This window comes from Pedobacter psychrotolerans (genome assembly GCF_004340665.1).
Classification (GTDB): domain Bacteria; phylum Bacteroidota; class Bacteroidia; order Sphingobacteriales; family Sphingobacteriaceae; genus Pedobacter; species Pedobacter psychrotolerans.
On sequence record NZ_SLWO01000011.1, the window covers coordinates 41604 to 60172 of the forward strand.

Below are 18569 nucleotides of genomic sequence, written 5' to 3' on the forward strand. Positions count from 1 at the left end.
AATATGAAAACAAGATATTTACTTCCATTTTTAAGCCTTTCTTTGGTCGCTTTATTTGCTGGTTGCGATAAGGAACTCGATTCATCTGAAATTGATGATGTTGATACAGAACTTACCGGTGCTACTAAATATATTATTTCTGCAACACCAATTGGTACCACCGGAATTGCCGATTACTTATTAACCACCAATAGCCTCGACTCCGGAATGGTGACTACGCAAGGCAATGGAATTGAGCAGGATGGTTCTTACCGCTATTATTTAACCCATAAAAACAGATTTTTCAGTTTACTATATGGGCAGGGAAATCCAGGTGCGGTAACGACCTACCGATTGGATGCTACAGGTAAATTAAATAAACTCACCAACTTTCAAACCGAGACTGTTCAGCTTTTCGCTCCCGTAAAGGATGATATCTTTATTGCTAAAATTCCAAGATCCGGAAATGAATTTTCCAGTTTCTATCGCATTGATGCCCGTAAATACCAGATTGTTGGTGAAAAACAAGTCAATATTGTAAAGCTTGCCGGAAATGGCGAACGAGCGCATTTCACCTGGGCCACACAAGTAGGCGATAAGCTTTTCGCACCTTACATGAGCATTAAGGGTGCTGCACCTGATGTATTTGGCACGGCCTACCCAGATAGTTCATGGGTGGCAGTTTACAGCTATCCAGATTTAACCCTGGAAAAAGTGATTAAAGACAATAGAACCAGCTATATCGGTGCCTATTTTGTAAATGGTTTAGTGGAAATTGAAAATGGCGATGCTTATGCTTTTTCATATGCTTCTGCAACCAATTCCGGAACACCAAGTTCAAAAAATCCATCTGCAGTTATCCGGATCAATAAAGGCACAACCGAATTTGATAAAAGTTATTTCTTTAATGTGGAAGAGCTTTCAGGTGGTTACCACATGGCAGGACAAAGCTATTTGGGAATGGGCAAATTTGTAGTGCAAATGTATGCCCAACCAAATTCTCTTGCTGGTGTGGCCAGAAAGTTTGCCATTGTAGATGTGATTAACAAAACATTTAAGTGGGTAACTGGTGTGCCGACTGATATTACCAGAACCACTACCATTAATAATTATGCGCCGAAAGATGGCAGAACCGGATACATCGGCATTACAACAGCCAGCGAGGGCAGTTATGTATATGTTTTTGATGCCAGTATCGCAGTGGCGAAAAAAGGCTTAAATGTAGTCGGTGGAACCATCACGGCCATTAATGCACTTCAATATTAATTCAGGATTTTTCATTTCCAATACTTAGACCATGGCAACAGCAAACCAAAACAATCCTGCAAAGAAAAAGATGAAAGATTCAACATTTACCAGAGTTAATAAATGGCTTCACCTTTGGTTGGGGCTGGTATCTGGCCTTATTGTTTTGGTGGTATGCCTAACAGGTTGCATCTGGGTTTTTAATGAGGAAATTACCGGAATCCTTCAGCCCGAAACTAAAATAGCGAAACAAGATAAACCAGTGATTACCCCATCACAACTTACAGCAATTGCTGCAAATCTTTTTCCTGATAAAAAAGTGTCATATGCCAATTATCAGCAGGGCAGGGCCATCAACCTGAATCTGAAAGGTGCAAAAGAGGAAGGACGCAGGGGCGGGGGAACCACCTTGAATATTAATCCCTACACAGGTGAAGTAATTAGTAAAGTCGTGCACAAAAAAGGAGAGGTAGATTTTTTCAGGTTTATCCTGAATGGTCATCGCTTTCTTTGGCTACCGTACGCCATTGGCCGTCCGATTGTAAATTATGGAACACTTATTTTTGTAGTCCTGCTGATTACAGGTTTAATTTGGTGGTATCCTAAAAAATGGAATAAATCCACCCGCGATAAGAGTTTCAAAATAAAATGGGGTGCATCATTCAAACGTGTTAATCTGGATCTGCATAATGTATTGGGTTTTTATTCGCTCATCTTTTTGCTTTTTATTGCCCTTACTGGAATGGTTTACGGCATCAAATGGTATAGCGAAGGCTTGTATTGGGTAACCAGTGGAGGTGATAAATTAGGTGAATTTGATCGGTTAGAATCTGATTCCTTGCAGACAGGTAAGTTTTATACGCCTGAAAAAGCAATGGATCTCGCCTGGAATGCAGTGATTAAAAAACACCCAAAATCTGAAGGTTTTTATTATAATTTCCCTGATACTTCAAAAGCAAAAGCAACCATTAATATTACGGTTTATCCTAATAAAGGACAATTTTACAATAACCTAAGCTATACTTTTGATCAGCATACCCTTCAGGAACTTAAAGGGAAAGGCGTTTATGCCATTCCGTATGAAGCTTCGGGTTTTGGTGGAAAATTAAGAAAAATGAACTACGATATTCATGTAGGAAGTATCCTGGGGTTTCCCGGGAAGGTAATGGCTTTTCTTGCCTCTTTAATTGGTGCAAGCTTACCAATCACCGGTTTCCTTATTTGGTATGGCCGAAAGTTTAAGAAAAAAAACAAGTCTAAAGAACCTGTAAAAATTGATGGTGCCCTTAAGAATCCAAATAGCAAACCCCGTGCTAAAATTCCATCCCGAAAATTGGAAGATGCAATAGGTTAGGCTATTTTGATATAAAGATTGTAATATTTACGATCGTTCTGTCATTCAGAGCGCAGCGAAGAATCCCCGCGTTTCTAACCACTTTCATCTGCCACGCTCTAACTCTTTTTCAATCACCAGCTGCGAAAATTCTTATTACACGCCCTTTCCTTTCAGGGGAAAGGTGCCGCAAGGCGGATAGAGGCTTTACGCCTTTACATATTATTCTGTCATTCAGAGCGCAGCGAAGAATCCCTGCGTTTTTAACCACTTCCATCTTCCAAGCTCCAACTCTTTTTCAATCGCTAGCTGCGAAAAGTCTTATTACACGCCCTTTCCCATCCAGGGGAAAGGTGCCGCTAGGCGGATAGGGGCTTTACATATCGTTTTGTCATTTAGAGCGCAGCGAAGAATCCCCGCGTTTCTAACCACTTCCATCTGCCAGGCTCTAACTCTTTTTCAATCACCAACTGCGAAAATTTTTATTACACGCCCTTTCCATTTCAGGGTAAAGGTGTCGCTATGCGGATGGGGGCTTTACGTCTTTACATATTGTTCTGTCATTCAGAGCGCAGCGAAGAATCCCCGCGTTTCTAACCACTACCTTCAGCTAAGCCCGAACTCTTTTTCAATCACCAACTGCGAAAATTCATATTAAACGCCCTTTCCTTTCCAGGTGAAAGGTACCATCAAGCGGATAGGGGTTCTCTAAATGCAAAAAAAAGCCGCAAAACATATTTAAATCGTCTTACGGCCTTTCTATTTTAAAAAACAAACTCCTAGGCCTGTTTAATCTTTTTTGCACGTCCACCTTCTGTTTTTTCTGGTTGTTGAATCGATAAAATTAAATCGATGCTTTCAGAATTTACTTCATATTCTGATGCAATTTTTTCCCATTTAACTAATTCTGACTGAAGATTTTCAATTTCTTTGGTTAAAGATTCTATCTTCGTTTGTATAGATTTCCTCACGTTTATATTTGCCATAACACAAAATTATCATTTGAATATTAAATGAATAATGCTTTTGTAAACATTATTTAAATAATTTTCTTTATCTGCTGTTTTTCAGTTGTTTAGCTTAGAGAAGATTTTTCAACATTTTTATCTCTAGGCATGTGCATATTTTTTTTACCTGTTAGCCAGTCTGTAAGCAATCAATCAGCAAAAATCTAATTGCAGATCATTGATGGATGAAGCCAAAACGCTAAATTTACACCTTGCCTTTGTATGTGAATCCGCAGGCAAAAGGAAACCGAACAATATTATTTTGCAACTGTCTATTTTATCTTTTCAGGAAGGGCATCAAGCTCCAGTGCTCGATTTTCAGCATTTTATTGCGGAGGCCGCACATTATGTGATGGCGCTTAATTTTCAGCAGGAATTTGATTTGTTGTACATTGATCTTAATTCCAAGCCTGAAGGTAAAGAGGGCATAGCCGGACTTAAATTTATCAGAGATGCTAAAAAGACCATGCATCCTAAAATTTATGATCATTTGGCGCTGATTGATATTTCATCCGTATGTGCGGCCACTATTCATCAATATGGCAAAGAGATCATTAAGATTGAAAAGTCTAATTTTCCATCAGATGCCGCTATGATGGTTACTAAAGGTTGTGGAGAAGACTATGTGCTTTTCAGCAAACATTTGCTTCCGGTATCCCGGCACTTTCTGCTTAGGCCCATGCATACACAGTGGAACACTATTTTAAAAGCCTTTGATTTTTTCTTAATGGATGGCGTTTGGGAGGCTGTGATCTTTGTTGCAGAATTTTTAGCTGAAAACAAAAGCATGGAGAGCATTAGTCATGCCCAGCTTTTGGAGGGGCTAAGTAAAAACGACTTTTATCCCATGTTATGTGCTGCTATGGAAAATTTTCAATCACAACGTTATCCTTTAAATAAAAAAGGACTTGAATTGCACATCTAGTGCCTTAAAAATACTGGTCAATACTTAAACCATAGGTGAGGTTAAAGTTTTCACGGCCGGTAATATTTAATTTGTTGTAATTCAATGCAGTAGTCAGGCTAATCCATTTTCTCAGTTTCAAACCAACAGAAGTCACCGATCTGATAATATAATCTCCTTTTCGGCTAAAGGAATTTTGAAGGAAGTGACTACCATCAATAACGATGATTTCCTTGATTGCAAAGTGATATTGCAAACGTAGGGAGTTGCGATAGGTATTGTAGCTTTCTCCAACAATCAGGCTACTTTGGTCAAATAAAACGCCATCACTTAAATTCACATAGGCATTTGGTCTGTCTAAAAAACTATAGGCAATTCCGCCACCGGCAAGCAATTGGTTTTTAAGTTTTAAGGAATAACTGGTGTTGTAATTTAGTAATCCCCAATAGTAAAAATGAGGAAAGGTTTTGTAGAGGTTAAAGTTTAAAGTACTGGAGAAATCATTATTGCTCAAACTGTTATTTTGCTTGCCGTAAAGCCAGCTGGATGATGAGTTTAAAACGAAATGCTGCTTTTTCATCCCTAAATTCAAGGCATTATTCAGTAGGTAAGCTTTATCTTCATTGGTGCGGTTAACGGATCCGGTAGAAGAGAGCATGATATGGTATGATGTGGAATCGCTGTATTGTGCTTTAAGTTCAATATTTAAAAGCATGCCTACAATTAAGAGTAAAGTTAGCCGCATGTAAAGTTAACAGCAATTCGCTTTTGATGTTTGGCTTTTTTAAAAATTGATTGGCTTTTAAGACCATACTAGCTTATTAAAGCTAAAACTATGCCTTCGGTTTTCATGTTGTTTTATAATCAGAATAATATAAAACCGATGATATGAAAAAGCAAAAGACACCAGCCAAACAAGATCAGCAGCCAGGAATCGAAGCCGAAATGAATCCAGCTCCCGAAGTAATCAAAGCAAGTTATCGCGGTTCTGAAAAACTAAATGATAAAGTTGCGCTGATTACGGGCGGTGATAGTGGTATTGGACGTGCAGTCGCCGTGCATTTTGCGAGAGAAGGTGCTGATATTGCTATTGTATATTTAAATGAGGATATTGATGCCGATCAAACGAAGCAAATGATCGAAGAGGAAGGCCGTAAATGTTTATTGATTAAAGGAGATGTTAAAAAATCCGATTTCTGCAGAAAAGCGGTTCAAAAAACTGTTAAAACATTTGGTCAGATTAATATTTTAGTTAATAATGCAGGGATGCAGGTTCCTCAAAAAGACCCCAAAAAAATTGATGATCAGCAGCTTGAAGATACTTTCCGGACAAACATTTTTGGTTACTTCTATTTTGCTCATGAGGTACTGGAGCATTTTAAGGCAGGTGATTGCATCATCAATACCACGTCCGTTACCGCTTACCGTTCTTCGCCAAACCTGATCGATTATTCTTCCACCAAAGGGGCCATTACCTCATTTACACGTTCACTGGCTACCAACCTGGCTAAAACAGGGATTCGGGTAAATGCCGTAGCACCCGGCCCGGTGTGGACACCATTGATTGTTTCAACCTTCGACGAAGAAAAAATTAAATCTTTTGGTGCCGAAACAGCCATGGAAAGGGCAGGGCAACCCTCAGAAGTTGGACCAGCTTATGTGTTTCTAGCCAGTGAAGATGCCTCTTTCATAACCGGTCAGGTTATTCATGTAAATGGTGGCGAGGTGGTGAACGGCTAGTTTAATTAATAAAAAATCACTACTATTATATGCAGGGGAGAAAATTGATCAGTTTATTTTTCCTTTTAAATCCTGCTGAAAATTAATTTTTAAAGCCAATTGAAATACGAAGATATTAAGCCAAGTAACAAAACAGACTGGCGCTTTAAGCTGCACGAAGTGATCTATGAATCGAATACGCCTGCCGGAAAAGCTTTTGATATCGGTTTGCTCATCGCCATATTTACCAGCATTATGGTCGTAATGCTGGATAGTGTTATCAGTATTCATCAGCAATATGGTGCCTTATTTAATATTTTAGAATGGATCTTTGCCGCACTATTTACAGTAGAGTATATTTTAAGACTGATCAGTGTGCGAAAACCAATTTTGTTTGTGCTAAGTCCACTGGGAATTATTGATCTTATTGCCTTGCTTCCATCTTATTTAAGCATCTTTTTTATCGGTGCACAGTCATTGCTAGTTTTCAGGGCTTTAAGGTTGCTGCGGGTGTTTAGGATATTTAAACTTGGAAGATTTTTATCTGAGATTAATTTTTTAACCCAGGCATTAAAAGGCAGCTTAAGAAAAATCAGTATTTTTCTGCTTACCGTGCTCACAATTACCATTATTCTAGGTTCGATTATGTACCTGGTTGAAAAGCGGGAGAATGGTTTTTCCAACATTCCTGAAAGTATTTATTGGGCCATTGTAACCATCACAACCGTTGGTTATGGTGATATTTCTCCCATTACACCGATGGGCAAATTAGTTGCATCAATAGTAATGCTCATTGGTTATGCCATTATTGCGGTTCCTACAGGAATCATTACCCATGATATAGCGATTGCAGCCAGACAGAAAAAAGAACTGCCAGAATCTTGTCCCAACTGTAGCCGAGAAGGCCATGACAGCGATGCACTATTCTGCAAATTTTGTGGCTCTTCCTTGTATTGATAGTAAAATTAATTGCTGCGTATTATTAACTTCGCTGCTATCTTTCAGTGATTTAACTGATTTCAGGGTGATAATAATGAAACCTTTTTTACATTCTTAGGTTCTTATTTTAGATAAAGAACTAAATATGAAAAATATCTTCTCCGCCCTGGCAAAAACAGCTGTTGTTTTACTATCCCTTTCCAGTTTTAATCAACTGGCATCAGCCCATAATCATCAACCTTTAGTGGTTTACAGCGAACTGATTGATATGCCCGTAGAGGCATTTGTGAGGCAGGCAATGTTATCTGGCATGAAGGAAGTGCAATTAAGTGGTGTAGCCATTGAGCAATCTTCCGATCCAAAAATAAAAGCTTTTGCCAGGATGATGATTAATGACCATAGCAAAGTGAATGAGGAATTAAAATTGTTGGCGAAGGCTAAGGGTGTCAGTTTACCGATGAGTAAACTTCCTGGTGGAATGAGGCCTGATGGTCGAATTGATTCTGAACTTGAGAATTTGAAAGATACCACCAGAAACCAAAATGTGGCTGAAGCAGCTGGAAATATGAAAAGTTCTGTCACACCTTATCGCGATGGAGATACCGAAGCCGATATATTAAAGTCTGTTGAAGACTTAAAGAAAATGAAAGGTGTTTCTCTTGATCAGGCTTATGTAGATGTAATGATTAGCGACCACCAGAAAGCAATTGCTTTATTTGAAGAAGGCGCTAAATCTAAAGATAGTGCAATCAGAAAGTTTGCTTCCAAACACTTGCCCCATTTGAAAGCACATTTAAAACAAGTTTCTGCACTTAATAAATCATAAATAAGTTAGCTAGATATAAATTCCTGGTAGGCTATTTTCTATTCCAGTAAACCCAAAAGAGCGACCATTACTGATCGCTCTTTTTTTATTCTTCTGTTTTTTCTTCTTCCTCGTCATCTATCAGTTCATCTAGTTTGGTTCCAGCGCCATCGGCAAAAGGAATTTCTTCTTCGGTGTATTCTGAATCGTCCTTTTCCTTTTTGGGTGAGTGACCTGCTCCGGCATTTCCACCTGAATTGTCCGTCTGAAACTGGTCAGAATCCTCAATTTTTTTCTCGTCTTTAGGTTGATCTTCCTGGTCTCTCATAACTTTATATTTTTATTTAGATAACAGTTTTAGACAGGCATAAGTTTCAGTTTTTGCAAAACTGAAAGTCATCTAAAAATCGTTTTAGGTTTTTTTATTGGTTTAGTCTAAAAATGCGTACTTATTTAGTTGGAAAACTATTAGGTTAAATATATTTTTGCTTTATTGCCGATATTACCAACGTTCCCACAAATGAAGAATCCCTCCATAAGTTTAACTCCAGCTAAATGTGAGCTTTTGGATAACATCCTGAATGAATTTGATGAAGAAGTTTACATCAAGTCTGATCGTGTGCTTAAAATTTTCAGAGGTAATGGGACACTGGCGTCTGATTATTTAGATTTCCTCGTTCAGATGAATCTGGTCATTCTTGTAGGTCAGGTAGATGGTGTGCCACTACCCGCCATGGTGGGGAAACAGGCAGGTGTTGACATGTTTATTAGTGAAGGTGGTTTTAAACGTCGATATGCATTAAACAAACTGGAGCAGGATACTGGTAAAAGCATTTTTGATTTACAGAATGAGAATCTGGATTTAAAAGAAAAAGTGACCAAACAAGATCAGTTGCTGAAGGGATTAGAAGCTAGCCTTACGCAGCAAGGAAAGAATATTTTAGAAAAGTGGCTGGTTAGGGTTTTATTCTTTTTAGCAGGTATATTAATTACTTATGCTTATTTTAAAATTTTTCAAGCGGCTTAAAATAACGTACTTGCGCCTAAAAAGTCATTCACGATCTTTAAAATTTCTTTCCCCAAATCTACTGCATTTCCAATACCTACACCTTTTATAGCCGCCAGTTGATCGGCAGATCTTGGTGGCTTGGCTGCAATGTTTAACAACGCCAGATCAGATAAAATTGAATGAGCAGGTACGTTTCGCTGCTGACTCAGGTTTTTTCTCCAATCGATTAGGCTTTGGTATAGTTTTTTATTGATTACTTCTTTAGGCAATTCAGTTTTTACCTGGGTTGTTTTTTTTGGTCGTTGATCAAATTTGTTGGCTGCTCCAAGATAAATTTTTGTATAGTCTTCAAGCGAAAAAGGACTCCATGAAAAATTAAAGAGTGCAAGTTTAACATTTAATGCATTGGCACAGAAACTTAGTGTGGCCAAAATCTTTTCAGATTGTTCATCCAGATAAATATTCAGAGTAGCAAATTTGCTCATTTCATTGGTCACCGTTTCCAGTTTCGGAATAAAATATTGAGCTGCCTTTGTGAGTCGCGCTAAAAAGGATTCATCGTTTTCCAGGTTTGAATCTTTAGCAACTTTAGCAAATTCCTGATCCTTAAATTTTCTAGCAATTCGAATAAGGTCTTTTTCTAAAACATCACCAACAGCATTCCTGAGGTTATCTAGGGCAGCATTTTCATCATTAGCCCTGAATTTTGAAGTTTTCAAGATCTCCCAATAACCCTGAATGGCGCTAAAATCAAATAAATCATCAATCAGGTTCCAGGCATATTGCTTTTGGAAAGTACTTAAATCATTTAAGGAAGGTTTTTTGCTTACCGCCTGGGCTGTAAAAGCAATAATTCTTTTATCTGTCATGATGTTTTCCATCTTAACAGGAGATTTAAGCAACAGGCCATCAAGACTTTTACACCTGCTTAATGCCACATAAGCCTGGCCGTGTGTAAATGAAGCGCTGATATCTACAATGGCTTTTTCAAAAGTTAAGCCCTGACTTTTATGGATGGTGATTGCCCAGGCCAGTTTAAAAGGATACTGTGCAAATGAACCGGTATTGGTTTCATTGATTTTATTTTCCTCCTGATCTAGCGCATATTTAACATTTTGCCATTCTTCACGTTCCACTTCAAATGCCTGGCTATCATCCAAAAATTGCACACGAATACTATCATTTCCTATGCCGACAACTTTAGCTGCCTTACCATTGTAATAAAGTTTTTTTCCAGAAGAGTCATTTTTGATAAACATCACCTGCGCACCCACCTTTAAATGGAGCACGTCATCAACCGGATAGGCATCTTTAGGGAAATCGCCCGTTACTTTGGCTGCAAATGCATGGGTTTCACCTTCCAGTTTTTCAAGGCATTCTGTATTAATCTGGCCAACCAGGTTGTTATGGGTAGTTAAAGTAATATAATCTTCTTTCCATGCATCAGCCAATGTGGGATCATAATGTTCGTTCAGCTGATTTAAAAGGGCAGGAGTAAGTGTATTTTCTCTGATCCGGTTTAAAATATCTAAAAATAAGGGATCAGACTGGCGATAAACTTTTTGAAGCTCGAAGGTAACCAGTGAAATCCGCTTTAAAATTAAGCTATCAAAAAAGTAAGGACTTAAATAATAATCTTTCAGGATATGCCAGGCATCGTGCGCAATTGGCGAGAGTTGATAAAGATCACCGATCATTAAAACCTGTGTGCCGCCAAATGGTAAATTGGATGCCTTTACGGTTCTAAGCGTCTGATCGATAAAGTCAAGCATATCGGCCCTCACCATACTGATTTCATCAATCACCAGAATTTCAAGACACTTGAGTAATTTAATTTTATCTTCCGCATATTTAAGCTCCTTTGCTGGCTCGCCCTGCTGAATTGGAATAATTGGTCCAAAGGGCATTTGGAAAAATGAATGGATGGTAACACCCCCAGCATTTATGGCGGCAACTACAGTAGGCGCAACCACGGCAAAATTTTTAGTGGTGGTTTCTTTGATTTTACGAAGGAGTGTCGTTTTTCCGGTTCCCGCCTTACCCGTTAAAAATATGGGCTGGTTCGTAAATTTAATAAAATCGAGGATGAGCTGTTGATCTTGATTCGAATTTTCTAAACTGTGATTGTTATCCATCTTTACTTACTGATCTCCTGAAAGCGTTTTGCTAATTCTGCAAATATGCACAGAATTGAGTTGATCCTGATGCTGTTTAATGCAGATGTTATGCACAAAATGCTCGCTAATGGAATGTTAATTTGTTAATTATAAAAGATTAGAAGAATGTTTACCTGTAAACTAAATTAGCTATCCTATTGAGGCACAGCAGCATTTTTCAAAATGACATTCAACTAAAGAAAATATCACCAAATATATTTGTTTGCTAAATATTTTAGTATAAATTTGTTTTTCTCACATAGGAGATTATAGATGATTTAGCGTAGAAGGCAGTTTTTCTGTTTTCGAAGAATAGGGAATAATATGACTGTTACAGTTTTAGCAATATTAGAAACAGATTTTCGACCAGATCTTTCACTGGGTAAAATTATGAATGAGCGGCTTAAAGTTGCTGCGGATGACTTACGTGATATACATTTACAAGCCATGGAAGCGATCGGTCAGCGCAGTGATGATCTGGTGGTTTACATCAGTTATAATCCAAAATATAAAATTCGCTGGCGCATTGTAAATGATGTACCAGAAGAAGTAGAACAATTTGTAGGTCGTGTATGTGGAGGATTAGGCTATATTCAATGGAAAACAGCTGTGATGAATGTTTTCAAAGGAAACGAATAATTCTTTAAATGCAATATGCCCTGTTAAACGGAATTAAAGCCGAAGCAGTAAAGGGTGCAAATGCCTATTGTATTGGCTGTGGGCAAAAGGTGATTGCTAAATGTGGTACTATAAAAATCAAGCACTGGGCACATGCTGTTGCTGCAAAATGTGATTCCTGGTGGGAAAATGAAACCATCTGGCACCGCGAATGGAAGGAACACTTCCCCGTTAGTTTTCGTGAAGTAAACTTTTTCGATAATCAACTCCAGGAGTTTCACCGGGCGGATATTCATACCGCTGCCGGAATCACCATTGAACTTCAAAACTCACCCATCTCATTAAAAGAGTTACAGTCGCGTGAAGCCTTTTATCCTAAATTAATTTGGGTAGTAAATGGTTTGAAGTTTAAGAGTTTTAAAATCTTAAAAGCACTTCCAGAACCGCATCACGTGGCGTTGAATCATTTTGAATTTTGTCATACAGAGCATCTTTCTATGATCCGCAAAATGGATGCACTCGCTCAAAACCCGAATCCTGAGGTGCTTAATTTTTACCATAAGGATTTAAAATCAATTCCAATAAGTACTAAATTTTATGCTTTCAGTTGGCGAAATCCGCATCAGGCCTGGATGCAGGTCTCATGCCCCGTTTTTATCGATTTTGGCGGACATTTTTTATACCGTTTGAGAACAAGATATCAGATTTCTGGAAATTATAACTATTTGCAGCTTATAAGTAAGCAATCTTTTTTAGCAAAATATGCCACAGATTAATTTCATAAAAAAAATAGAAATTACATTGTTGCAGCATTATCATAATTTTTGTCACAACAAACATTAAGAATCATTTTTAAGTTAATCAGCCATAGCATCTTTTTTTAATTAAAACTTTAGAAATGACAAATATGAATTTAACATTCAAAATTGGCGATATTGAAATTAACCGTGTGGGTTATGGTGCCATGCAATTAACCGGACAAGGCGTTTTTGGTGAAGTAGAAGACCGTGAAAATGCAAAGAAAGTTTTACAGGCAGCCGTAGCCAATGGCGTAAATTTTATTGATACCGCAGAAGCATATGGCCCGAAATTTAATGAGTTACTCATTGCTGAGGCGCTACACCCATACGCATCAGGATTGTTGATTGCCACTAAAGGTGGTTTTGACAGAACAGGACCTAATAAATGGATTCCAAACGGAAGTCCGGAAAAAATTAAGGCTGATATTGAGGGAAGTTTGGAAAGACTTCAGATAAGCCAGATCGATTTGTGGCAATTGCACCGCATTGATCCAAGTACGGATGTTGAAAAAACATTAGCTCCGGTAATTGAAGCCGTTAAAGCAGGTAAAATTAAACAGGTTGGTTTATCTGAGGTTAGTATAGATCAAATTAAACACGTACAAAATTTACTACCAATTGCGTCCGTTCAAAATATGTATAACCTGGTTGACCGGAAATGGGAAGACGTACTGGATTATACAGCTGAACAAGGTTTAGCTTTCATTCCATGGTTTCCCTTAGCTTCAGGACCAGCTAAATTAGAAGATAAAATTAAAGCCATTGCAGCAGCACATCAGGCCACTACGGCTCAAATTGCTTTGGCCTGGTTACTTAAACGTTCTGAAAACATTCTGCTTATTCCCGGTACCAAATCCGTAACCCATCTGGAAGAAAACCTGAAAGCAGTTGAAATTAATTTATCTGAAGAGGAATTTGAAACACTATCCAATCAATAGTAGTCGATAGTAAACTAAGTTCGATTAATAATATGTCATACAATACAATCTGAAAAGGTTATTTATATTTTTAACCACCACGCCTTTTGGGCACCTTCCGATACATCGGAGGGAATTACAATTGCTATTCCCTCCGATGTATCGGAGGGTGGTCGCAGACCGGGGTGTTAAATTCAATTAATAATTATCAAATTCAGGTTAGTATTAACATTGCTCAGATTTTTAAATAATTATCCCACTTTTTAATTCTTACGGAAAGTGGGATAATTTTGAAATACTTTCCGTTTTAAGATATACAGATAAAGGCCAGCAGGAGTGCGGAGCAGTATAATTATTGAGCACTGCAATCATTAAATGTAACTTTGTAATTGAGTTCCATAAAAAACAGAAATTTTTCAATAGAATTGATTGATAAAATCAGATATTTAACAATGAGAAAAATTATCTTCCCTCCGCTTTTATTGTTTTCATTTCTCTTTTTTCAAAAATCCATGGCACAGCAATCCCCTGCAGTATTAAATCATATTGCTGTTTATGTATCTGATTTAAGTAAATCAACTGCTTTTTATGGTAGTGTATTTAATCTAAAAGAGATTCCAGAACCGTTTAAAGATGGTAAACATACCTGGTTTTCATTAGGCAATGCCGGTGCACTACATTTGATTCAGGGAGCGAAAAATGATCAGATTTTTGATAAAAACGGACACCTTTGTTTCAGCGTAGCTTCAATTGATATATTTATTAAAACATTATCTGCTAAAAACATCCCGTTTGAAGATTGGCCAGGTAAGGCTGGAGCAGTTACGGTAAGGGTTGATGGTGTAAAACAGGTTTATTTTAAAGATCCGGACGGGCATTGGCTGGAAACAAATGATGCTAAATAATAAGGCCAAAAGCTGACGGAATAATTCACTGATAAATACCTCATTTAGTTCGAAATATGATTCAATCTTTTTTTTCAAAACTGTTAATGATAATGGTCTTGCTTTTTCAATTTAGCATGGCTAGTGCCCAATATGAAAGTGCTGAAGCAGATTTTGAACAGGTAATGAACAGATTTAATGCCATTGGTGCTTCGGTTGCGGTGGTGAAAGAGGGGAAGATCATCTATACCCATTCTTTTGGTTTAAAGGATCTGGAGAATAAAACGCCATTAACAGATCAGGATATTTTCCGAATTGCATCCATTTCAAAATCTTTTTCTGCAACCTCAATCATGCAATTGATTGAAGCTGGGAAGTTATCTCTGGATGATGATTTTGGTGATTTAGTAGGTTTTAAAATCAGAAATCCGAAATTCCCTGATCAGAAAATTACGCTCAAAATGGCCCTTTCGCATACATCCAGTTTAAATGACAGTCAGGGATATTTAAACCTGGATTTAATCAACCCGGACAAAAATCCGGATTATGCCAAATGCTACAATGATTATGCGCCAGGAAAAGGATATCAGTATTGTAATCTGAATTTTAACCTTATTGGAACGATCATCGAAAAAAAATCTGGTGAGCGTTTTGATCAGTATGTCAAAAATCATATCCTCCAACCGCTGGGGCTTTACGGTGGCTATTGTGTGGATTCTTTAGATAGCAATAGATTTGTGAAGCTTTACGAATACCATACCGATATAAAAAGTTTCACTCCATCACCTACTGCCTACGCACCAAGGCGAGCAGAAATTAAAGATTATGTAATGGGCTACAGTACGCCAATTTTTTCGCCAACCGGCGGAATGAAAATTTCGGCAACTGATTTGGCTAAGTACATGATGATGCATATGAATTATGGTACTGTTAACGGAGTGAAAATCATTTCTAAAAAACATTCAAAGCTCATGCAAACCAAAATAACAGAGGAAGAAGAATACGGATTGGCACTTCGCCAAGCGGGTAATTTGATTCCTGGCGTAAAGCTGATTGGTCATACTGGCTCTGCTTATGGCTTGTACAGTACAATGTTTTTTAATCCTAAGCAAAAGTTTGGTTTCGTCATCATTACCAACGGGATCAATGCTACCTATACCGGAGATTTTCCAGATTTCAGCAGGGCGGCTATCAATAATTTATATCGTCATTTTATCCAGTAATTAGCTTGCCTACAATTTGTTGAAAGCTTCAGTATCGACTGCTAATGATCCATCATCAAATTGTTTTCATTCGCAAATTCATTTTTTTAAAACTTTTAGCGCTAAATATTACTTTTAAATAGGTTGTCGGAAAAATATACCTGTAAAATTATAACCTCATTTTACCGGTTGCTAAAAATTTATCAATCTAATTTAAAATATAATGCCAGAAATTTTACAATTCCCAGGAGATGCTTATCCATTAGGTGCCACATGGGATGGTGAAGGAGTAAATTTCGCACTCTTTGCAGAAAATGCCACTGCTGTTGAGCTCTGTTTTTATGATCACGAACACGCAGAGACAGAAACAGATAGAATTACCATTCTGGAGCGGTCTCATGAAATTTGGCATGCCTATATTCCGGATATTAAACCGGGCCAGCTTTATGGTTATCGTGTGCATGGCCCTTATGAACCGGAAAATGGATGTCGGTTTAATCCAAATAAAGTACTGCTCGATCCTTATGCCAAAGCAATAGCCGGAAACATCAAATGGGACAATTCGCTTTTTGGATACAAGCTTGGCGATCCACTGATGGACCTGAGTTTTAGCGAGAGTGATAATACGGCCTTTATTCCTAAATCAGTAGTAATTGATCCAGCTTATAACTGGGAAGGTGATACGCATCCTAAAACTGATTATCATGAAACGGTGATTTATGAAATGCATGTCAAAGGTTTTACGAAAACGCATCCTGAAATTCCTGAAAATATCCGCGGAACCTATGCCGGATTGGCACATCCAGTTGCCATCGAATACTTAAAGAAACTGGGTGTTACCGCTGTAGAGCTGATGCCGGTACATCAATTCATTTCTGATCATCATTTACAGGAAAAAGGGCTAACCAATTATTGGGGATACAACACCATCGGTTTTTTTGCACCCGATTCTCGCTATGCCTCATCAGATGTTAGGGGAGGACAGATAAATGAATTTAAAGATATGGTTAAGGCGCTTCATGCAGAAGGCATTGAAGTGATCTTGGATGTGGTTTATAACCATACGGGCGAGGGTAATGAGCTTGGTCCAACTTTATCTTTTAAAGGAATAGACAATGGTGCCTATTACCGCTTAGAAGAAAACAGACGTTATTATACCGATTATACAGGAACTGGAAATACTTTAAACTCCATGTTACCAAATGTGCTTCGTTTTATTATGGACAGTTTGCGGTATTGGATTCAGGAAATGCACGTTGATGGCTTTCGCTTTGACCTGGCTTCTACACTGGCCAGAGAATTGCACGAAGTGAACAGGCTGAGTTCCTTTTTTGATATCATCCATCAAGACCCTATAATTTCTCAGGTAAAATTAATTGCAGAACCCTGGGATGTAGGAGACGGGGGCTATCAGGTTGGTAAATTTCCGCCAGGTTGGGCCGAATGGAATGGAATGTACCGGGATGTGATGCGTGATTACTGGCGTGGAAATCCAAATATGTTGGGTGAATTTGCACAGCGATTTTTAGGGAGTCCGGATTTATACCAGGAAGATTACCGAAGGCCAACTGCCAGTGTAAACTTTATTACCGCTCACGATGGATTTTCACTTCATGACCTCGTTTCCTATAACGAAAAACATAACGAGGCCAATTTAGATCACAATACAGATGGTGAAGACCATAACAGATCCTGGAATTGTGGTGTGGAAGGTGAAACCGATGATCAGAATATCATCAAGCTACGTCAACAGCAAAAAAGAAATTTTCTGGCCACATTATTTTTATCTCAGGGTATCCCGATGTTGGTCTCTGGTGATGAAATGGGTAAAACACAGCGTGGAAATAACAATACCTATTGTCAGGATAATGAATTGTCTTGGCTAAATTGGAGTGCTGCTGATGAATCGTTATTGTACTTTACACAACAATTGATCGAGTTACGTTTAAATCATCCGAGTTTAAGAAGAAGGAAATGGTTTAACGGACAGGAAGTTGGAGAGGACGGCGTAAAAGATATCGCTTGGTTTACACCTGATGGTAATCCGATGAAAGGCTATAACTGGGAAAGTGACTTTGCCCGGTCTATTGGGATTTACTTTCATGGTGAAGGTATTCAGAGCAAAGGACCTATGGGCGAGGATATTTTAGATAATCATTTCTTCATTATATTTAATGCACACTATGAAGGGCTTAATTATAAATTGCCAAAAGAAGATTATGCTAAAAAATGGAGAAAGGTCTTGGATACGGGTACCGGAGAAATCTCTAAACAAGATTTATCTTTACATGAAGCTGCAGATATTCTTACTGTTGGTGGAAGATCTATATTGGTTTTAAAATCTGAAGAATAAAAAAAGGAGATTTTTAAAATCTCCTTTTTTTATAATGATTAAAGCAAATTCGCCAATCCGTTTTTTGGATACGGAAAGGTCAGGATTTTAATGGTTGCTTTTGGATGTTTTACAGCATCACCTTGCGTTTTCCGACTAAAAAATTTCTCTTGAACTGGTAAGTCAATCAGATGAATAGCATCTGTAACGGCTGGCTTAGTAATCGCTTTCACACTTTTCTTATTATTTTTTTCTACTAACATTACTTGTATTTTAAGAATTAATAAATCGCTGATAAGTACTGGCAGATTTAATTTTCTCCATTCTTAAAAAGTCATTTAGTTTAGAAAACTCCATACTATGGATAGCTCTAATTGTTGATTTTAACTTTTCACTACTTACTCCGAGTCTTTCTGCCCAGTAGTTGCGATCTTGTTCATCAGAAATGTCGATTAACTCTTTACGAGCTGTGGTCGAAGTGTTTTGAATTTCCATAGGTCTATAATTTGGCTAATTGATATAGATTGAACAAAGTATTGTGCCTATTGGTTTTGTTTCGTTGATTGGATTTTGTTTTCTTATTGTCAGATTTCATTCTGTGGCGTTTTTTATCATTAAACTTGCGAAGTTCTGCCACGCTTTTGGCCTTTGAAACTTCGCGAGTTGACGTTGAATCGAATTACGAAGTTTTGATGGAAAGGTGTGCAGGGGAAATTTCGT

General features: G+C 37.9%; 19 protein-coding genes. 13 read left to right on the forward strand and 6 right to left on the reverse strand.

Features of this window, described 5'->3' with window-relative positions:
- Positions 1–3: 3 nt before the first annotated feature.
- Positions 4–1245 carry a DUF4374 domain-containing protein gene (locus tag EV200_RS20750; RefSeq protein WP_132536212.1) on the forward strand — a complete coding sequence of 414 codons (1242 nt, stop codon included), beginning with the start codon at positions 4–6 and terminating at the stop codon, positions 1243–1245.
- Between the two features lie 31 nt (positions 1246–1276).
- Positions 1277–2578 (forward strand): PepSY-associated TM helix domain-containing protein, encoded by a 1302-nt coding sequence (locus tag EV200_RS20755; protein ID WP_132536214.1) that lies wholly within the window; start codon positions 1277–1279, stop codon positions 2576–2578.
- Between the two features lie 758 nt (positions 2579–3336).
- On the opposite strand, the gene EV200_RS20760 is transcribed toward EV200_RS20755, so the two are convergent.
- On the reverse strand, positions 3337–3543 hold the full coding sequence (locus tag EV200_RS20760) for a hypothetical protein (protein ID WP_132536216.1): 207 nt from the start codon (positions 3541–3543) through the stop codon (positions 3337–3339).
- Positions 3544–3745: 202 nt separating this feature from the next.
- Here EV200_RS20760 and EV200_RS20765 point away from each other — a divergent pair, with 202 nt between their 5' ends.
- On the forward strand, positions 3746–4489 hold the full coding sequence (locus tag EV200_RS20765) for a hypothetical protein (protein WP_132536218.1): 744 nt from the start codon (positions 3746–3748) through the stop codon (positions 4487–4489).
- Between the two features lie 4 nt (positions 4490–4493).
- Here EV200_RS20765 and EV200_RS20770 read toward each other — a convergent pair whose 3' ends face one another.
- Positions 4494–5183 carry a DUF481 domain-containing protein gene (locus EV200_RS20770; RefSeq protein WP_229676888.1) on the reverse strand — a complete coding sequence of 230 codons (690 nt, stop codon included), beginning with the start codon at positions 5181–5183 and terminating at the stop codon, positions 4494–4496.
- A 173-nt stretch (positions 5184–5356) separates the two neighbouring features.
- Here EV200_RS20770 and EV200_RS20775 point away from each other — a divergent pair, with 173 nt between their 5' ends.
- The 3 genes from EV200_RS20775 (at position 5357) to EV200_RS20785 (ending at position 7952) form a co-directional block, all read left to right on the forward strand.
- Positions 5357–6208, forward strand: a complete 852-nt coding sequence (locus tag EV200_RS20775; protein WP_132536222.1) for an SDR family oxidoreductase — start codon at positions 5357–5359, stop codon at positions 6206–6208.
- A gap of 99 nt (positions 6209–6307) precedes the next feature.
- Positions 6308–7144: an ion transporter gene (locus EV200_RS20780; RefSeq protein WP_229676889.1), complete on the forward strand. Its 837-nt coding sequence runs from the start codon at positions 6308–6310 to the stop codon at positions 7142–7144.
- Between the two features lie 127 nt (positions 7145–7271).
- Positions 7272–7952, forward strand: a complete 681-nt coding sequence (locus EV200_RS20785; protein WP_132536224.1) for a DUF4142 domain-containing protein — start codon at positions 7272–7274, stop codon at positions 7950–7952.
- An 85-nt stretch (positions 7953–8037) separates the two neighbouring features.
- Here EV200_RS20785 and EV200_RS20790 read toward each other — a convergent pair whose 3' ends face one another.
- Positions 8038–8259 carry a hypothetical protein gene (locus tag EV200_RS20790; RefSeq protein ID WP_132536226.1) on the reverse strand — a complete coding sequence of 74 codons (222 nt, stop codon included), beginning with the start codon at positions 8257–8259 and terminating at the stop codon, positions 8038–8040.
- Between the two features lie 192 nt (positions 8260–8451).
- Here EV200_RS20790 and EV200_RS20795 point away from each other — a divergent pair, with 192 nt between their 5' ends.
- Complete coding sequence (locus tag EV200_RS20795; protein WP_132536228.1) at positions 8452–8958, forward strand: hypothetical protein; 507 nt, start codon at positions 8452–8454, stop codon at positions 8956–8958.
- Here the strand turns inward: EV200_RS20795 and EV200_RS20800 are convergent.
- Entirely contained in the window at positions 8955–11075 is a 2121-nt protein-coding gene (locus EV200_RS20800; RefSeq protein ID WP_132536230.1) for an HRDC domain-containing protein, read from the reverse strand. The genes EV200_RS20795 and EV200_RS20800 overlap by 4 nt on opposite strands.
- Before the next feature lie 345 nt (positions 11076–11420).
- On the opposite strand from EV200_RS20800, the gene EV200_RS20805 reads away from it, so the two are divergent.
- The 6 genes from EV200_RS20805 (at position 11421) to glgX (ending at position 17870) form a co-directional block, all read left to right on the forward strand.
- Positions 11421–11735: a hypothetical protein gene (locus tag EV200_RS20805; protein WP_132536232.1), complete on the forward strand. Its 315-nt coding sequence runs from the start codon at positions 11421–11423 to the stop codon at positions 11733–11735.
- Between the two features lie 8 nt (positions 11736–11743).
- Positions 11744–12490 (forward strand): competence protein CoiA, encoded by a 747-nt coding sequence (locus EV200_RS20810; RefSeq protein ID WP_132536234.1) that lies wholly within the window; start codon positions 11744–11746, stop codon positions 12488–12490.
- Positions 12491–12621: 131 nt separating this feature from the next.
- A complete protein-coding gene (locus EV200_RS20815) occupies positions 12622–13452 on the forward strand; it encodes an aldo/keto reductase (protein WP_132536236.1) in 831 nt (276 codons plus the stop codon).
- 491 nt (positions 13453–13943) lie between these two features.
- Positions 13944–14336 (forward strand): VOC family protein, encoded by a 393-nt coding sequence (locus tag EV200_RS20820; RefSeq protein ID WP_132536238.1) that lies wholly within the window; start codon positions 13944–13946, stop codon positions 14334–14336.
- Positions 14337–14452: 116 nt separating this feature from the next.
- Positions 14453–15538, forward strand: coding sequence for a serine hydrolase domain-containing protein (locus EV200_RS20825; protein ID WP_229676891.1), 1086 nt, complete (start codon positions 14453–14455; stop codon positions 15536–15538).
- 202 nt (positions 15539–15740) lie between these two features.
- Complete coding sequence (gene glgX, locus EV200_RS20830; RefSeq protein WP_132536242.1) at positions 15741–17870, forward strand: glycogen debranching protein GlgX; 2130 nt, start codon at positions 15741–15743, stop codon at positions 17868–17870.
- Positions 17871–17908: 38 nt separating this feature from the next.
- Here the strand turns inward: glgX and EV200_RS20835 are convergent, their stop codons facing one another.
- Together EV200_RS20835 and EV200_RS20840 are read right to left on the reverse strand one after the other, a co-directional pair.
- Positions 17909–18112, reverse strand: a complete 204-nt coding sequence (locus EV200_RS20835; RefSeq protein ID WP_132536244.1) for a hypothetical protein — start codon at positions 18110–18112, stop codon at positions 17909–17911.
- Between the two features lie 10 nt (positions 18113–18122).
- A complete protein-coding gene (locus tag EV200_RS20840; protein ID WP_132536246.1) occupies positions 18123–18344 on the reverse strand; it encodes a DUF3606 domain-containing protein in 222 nt (73 codons plus the stop codon).
- Positions 18345–18569 lie beyond the last annotated feature (225 nt).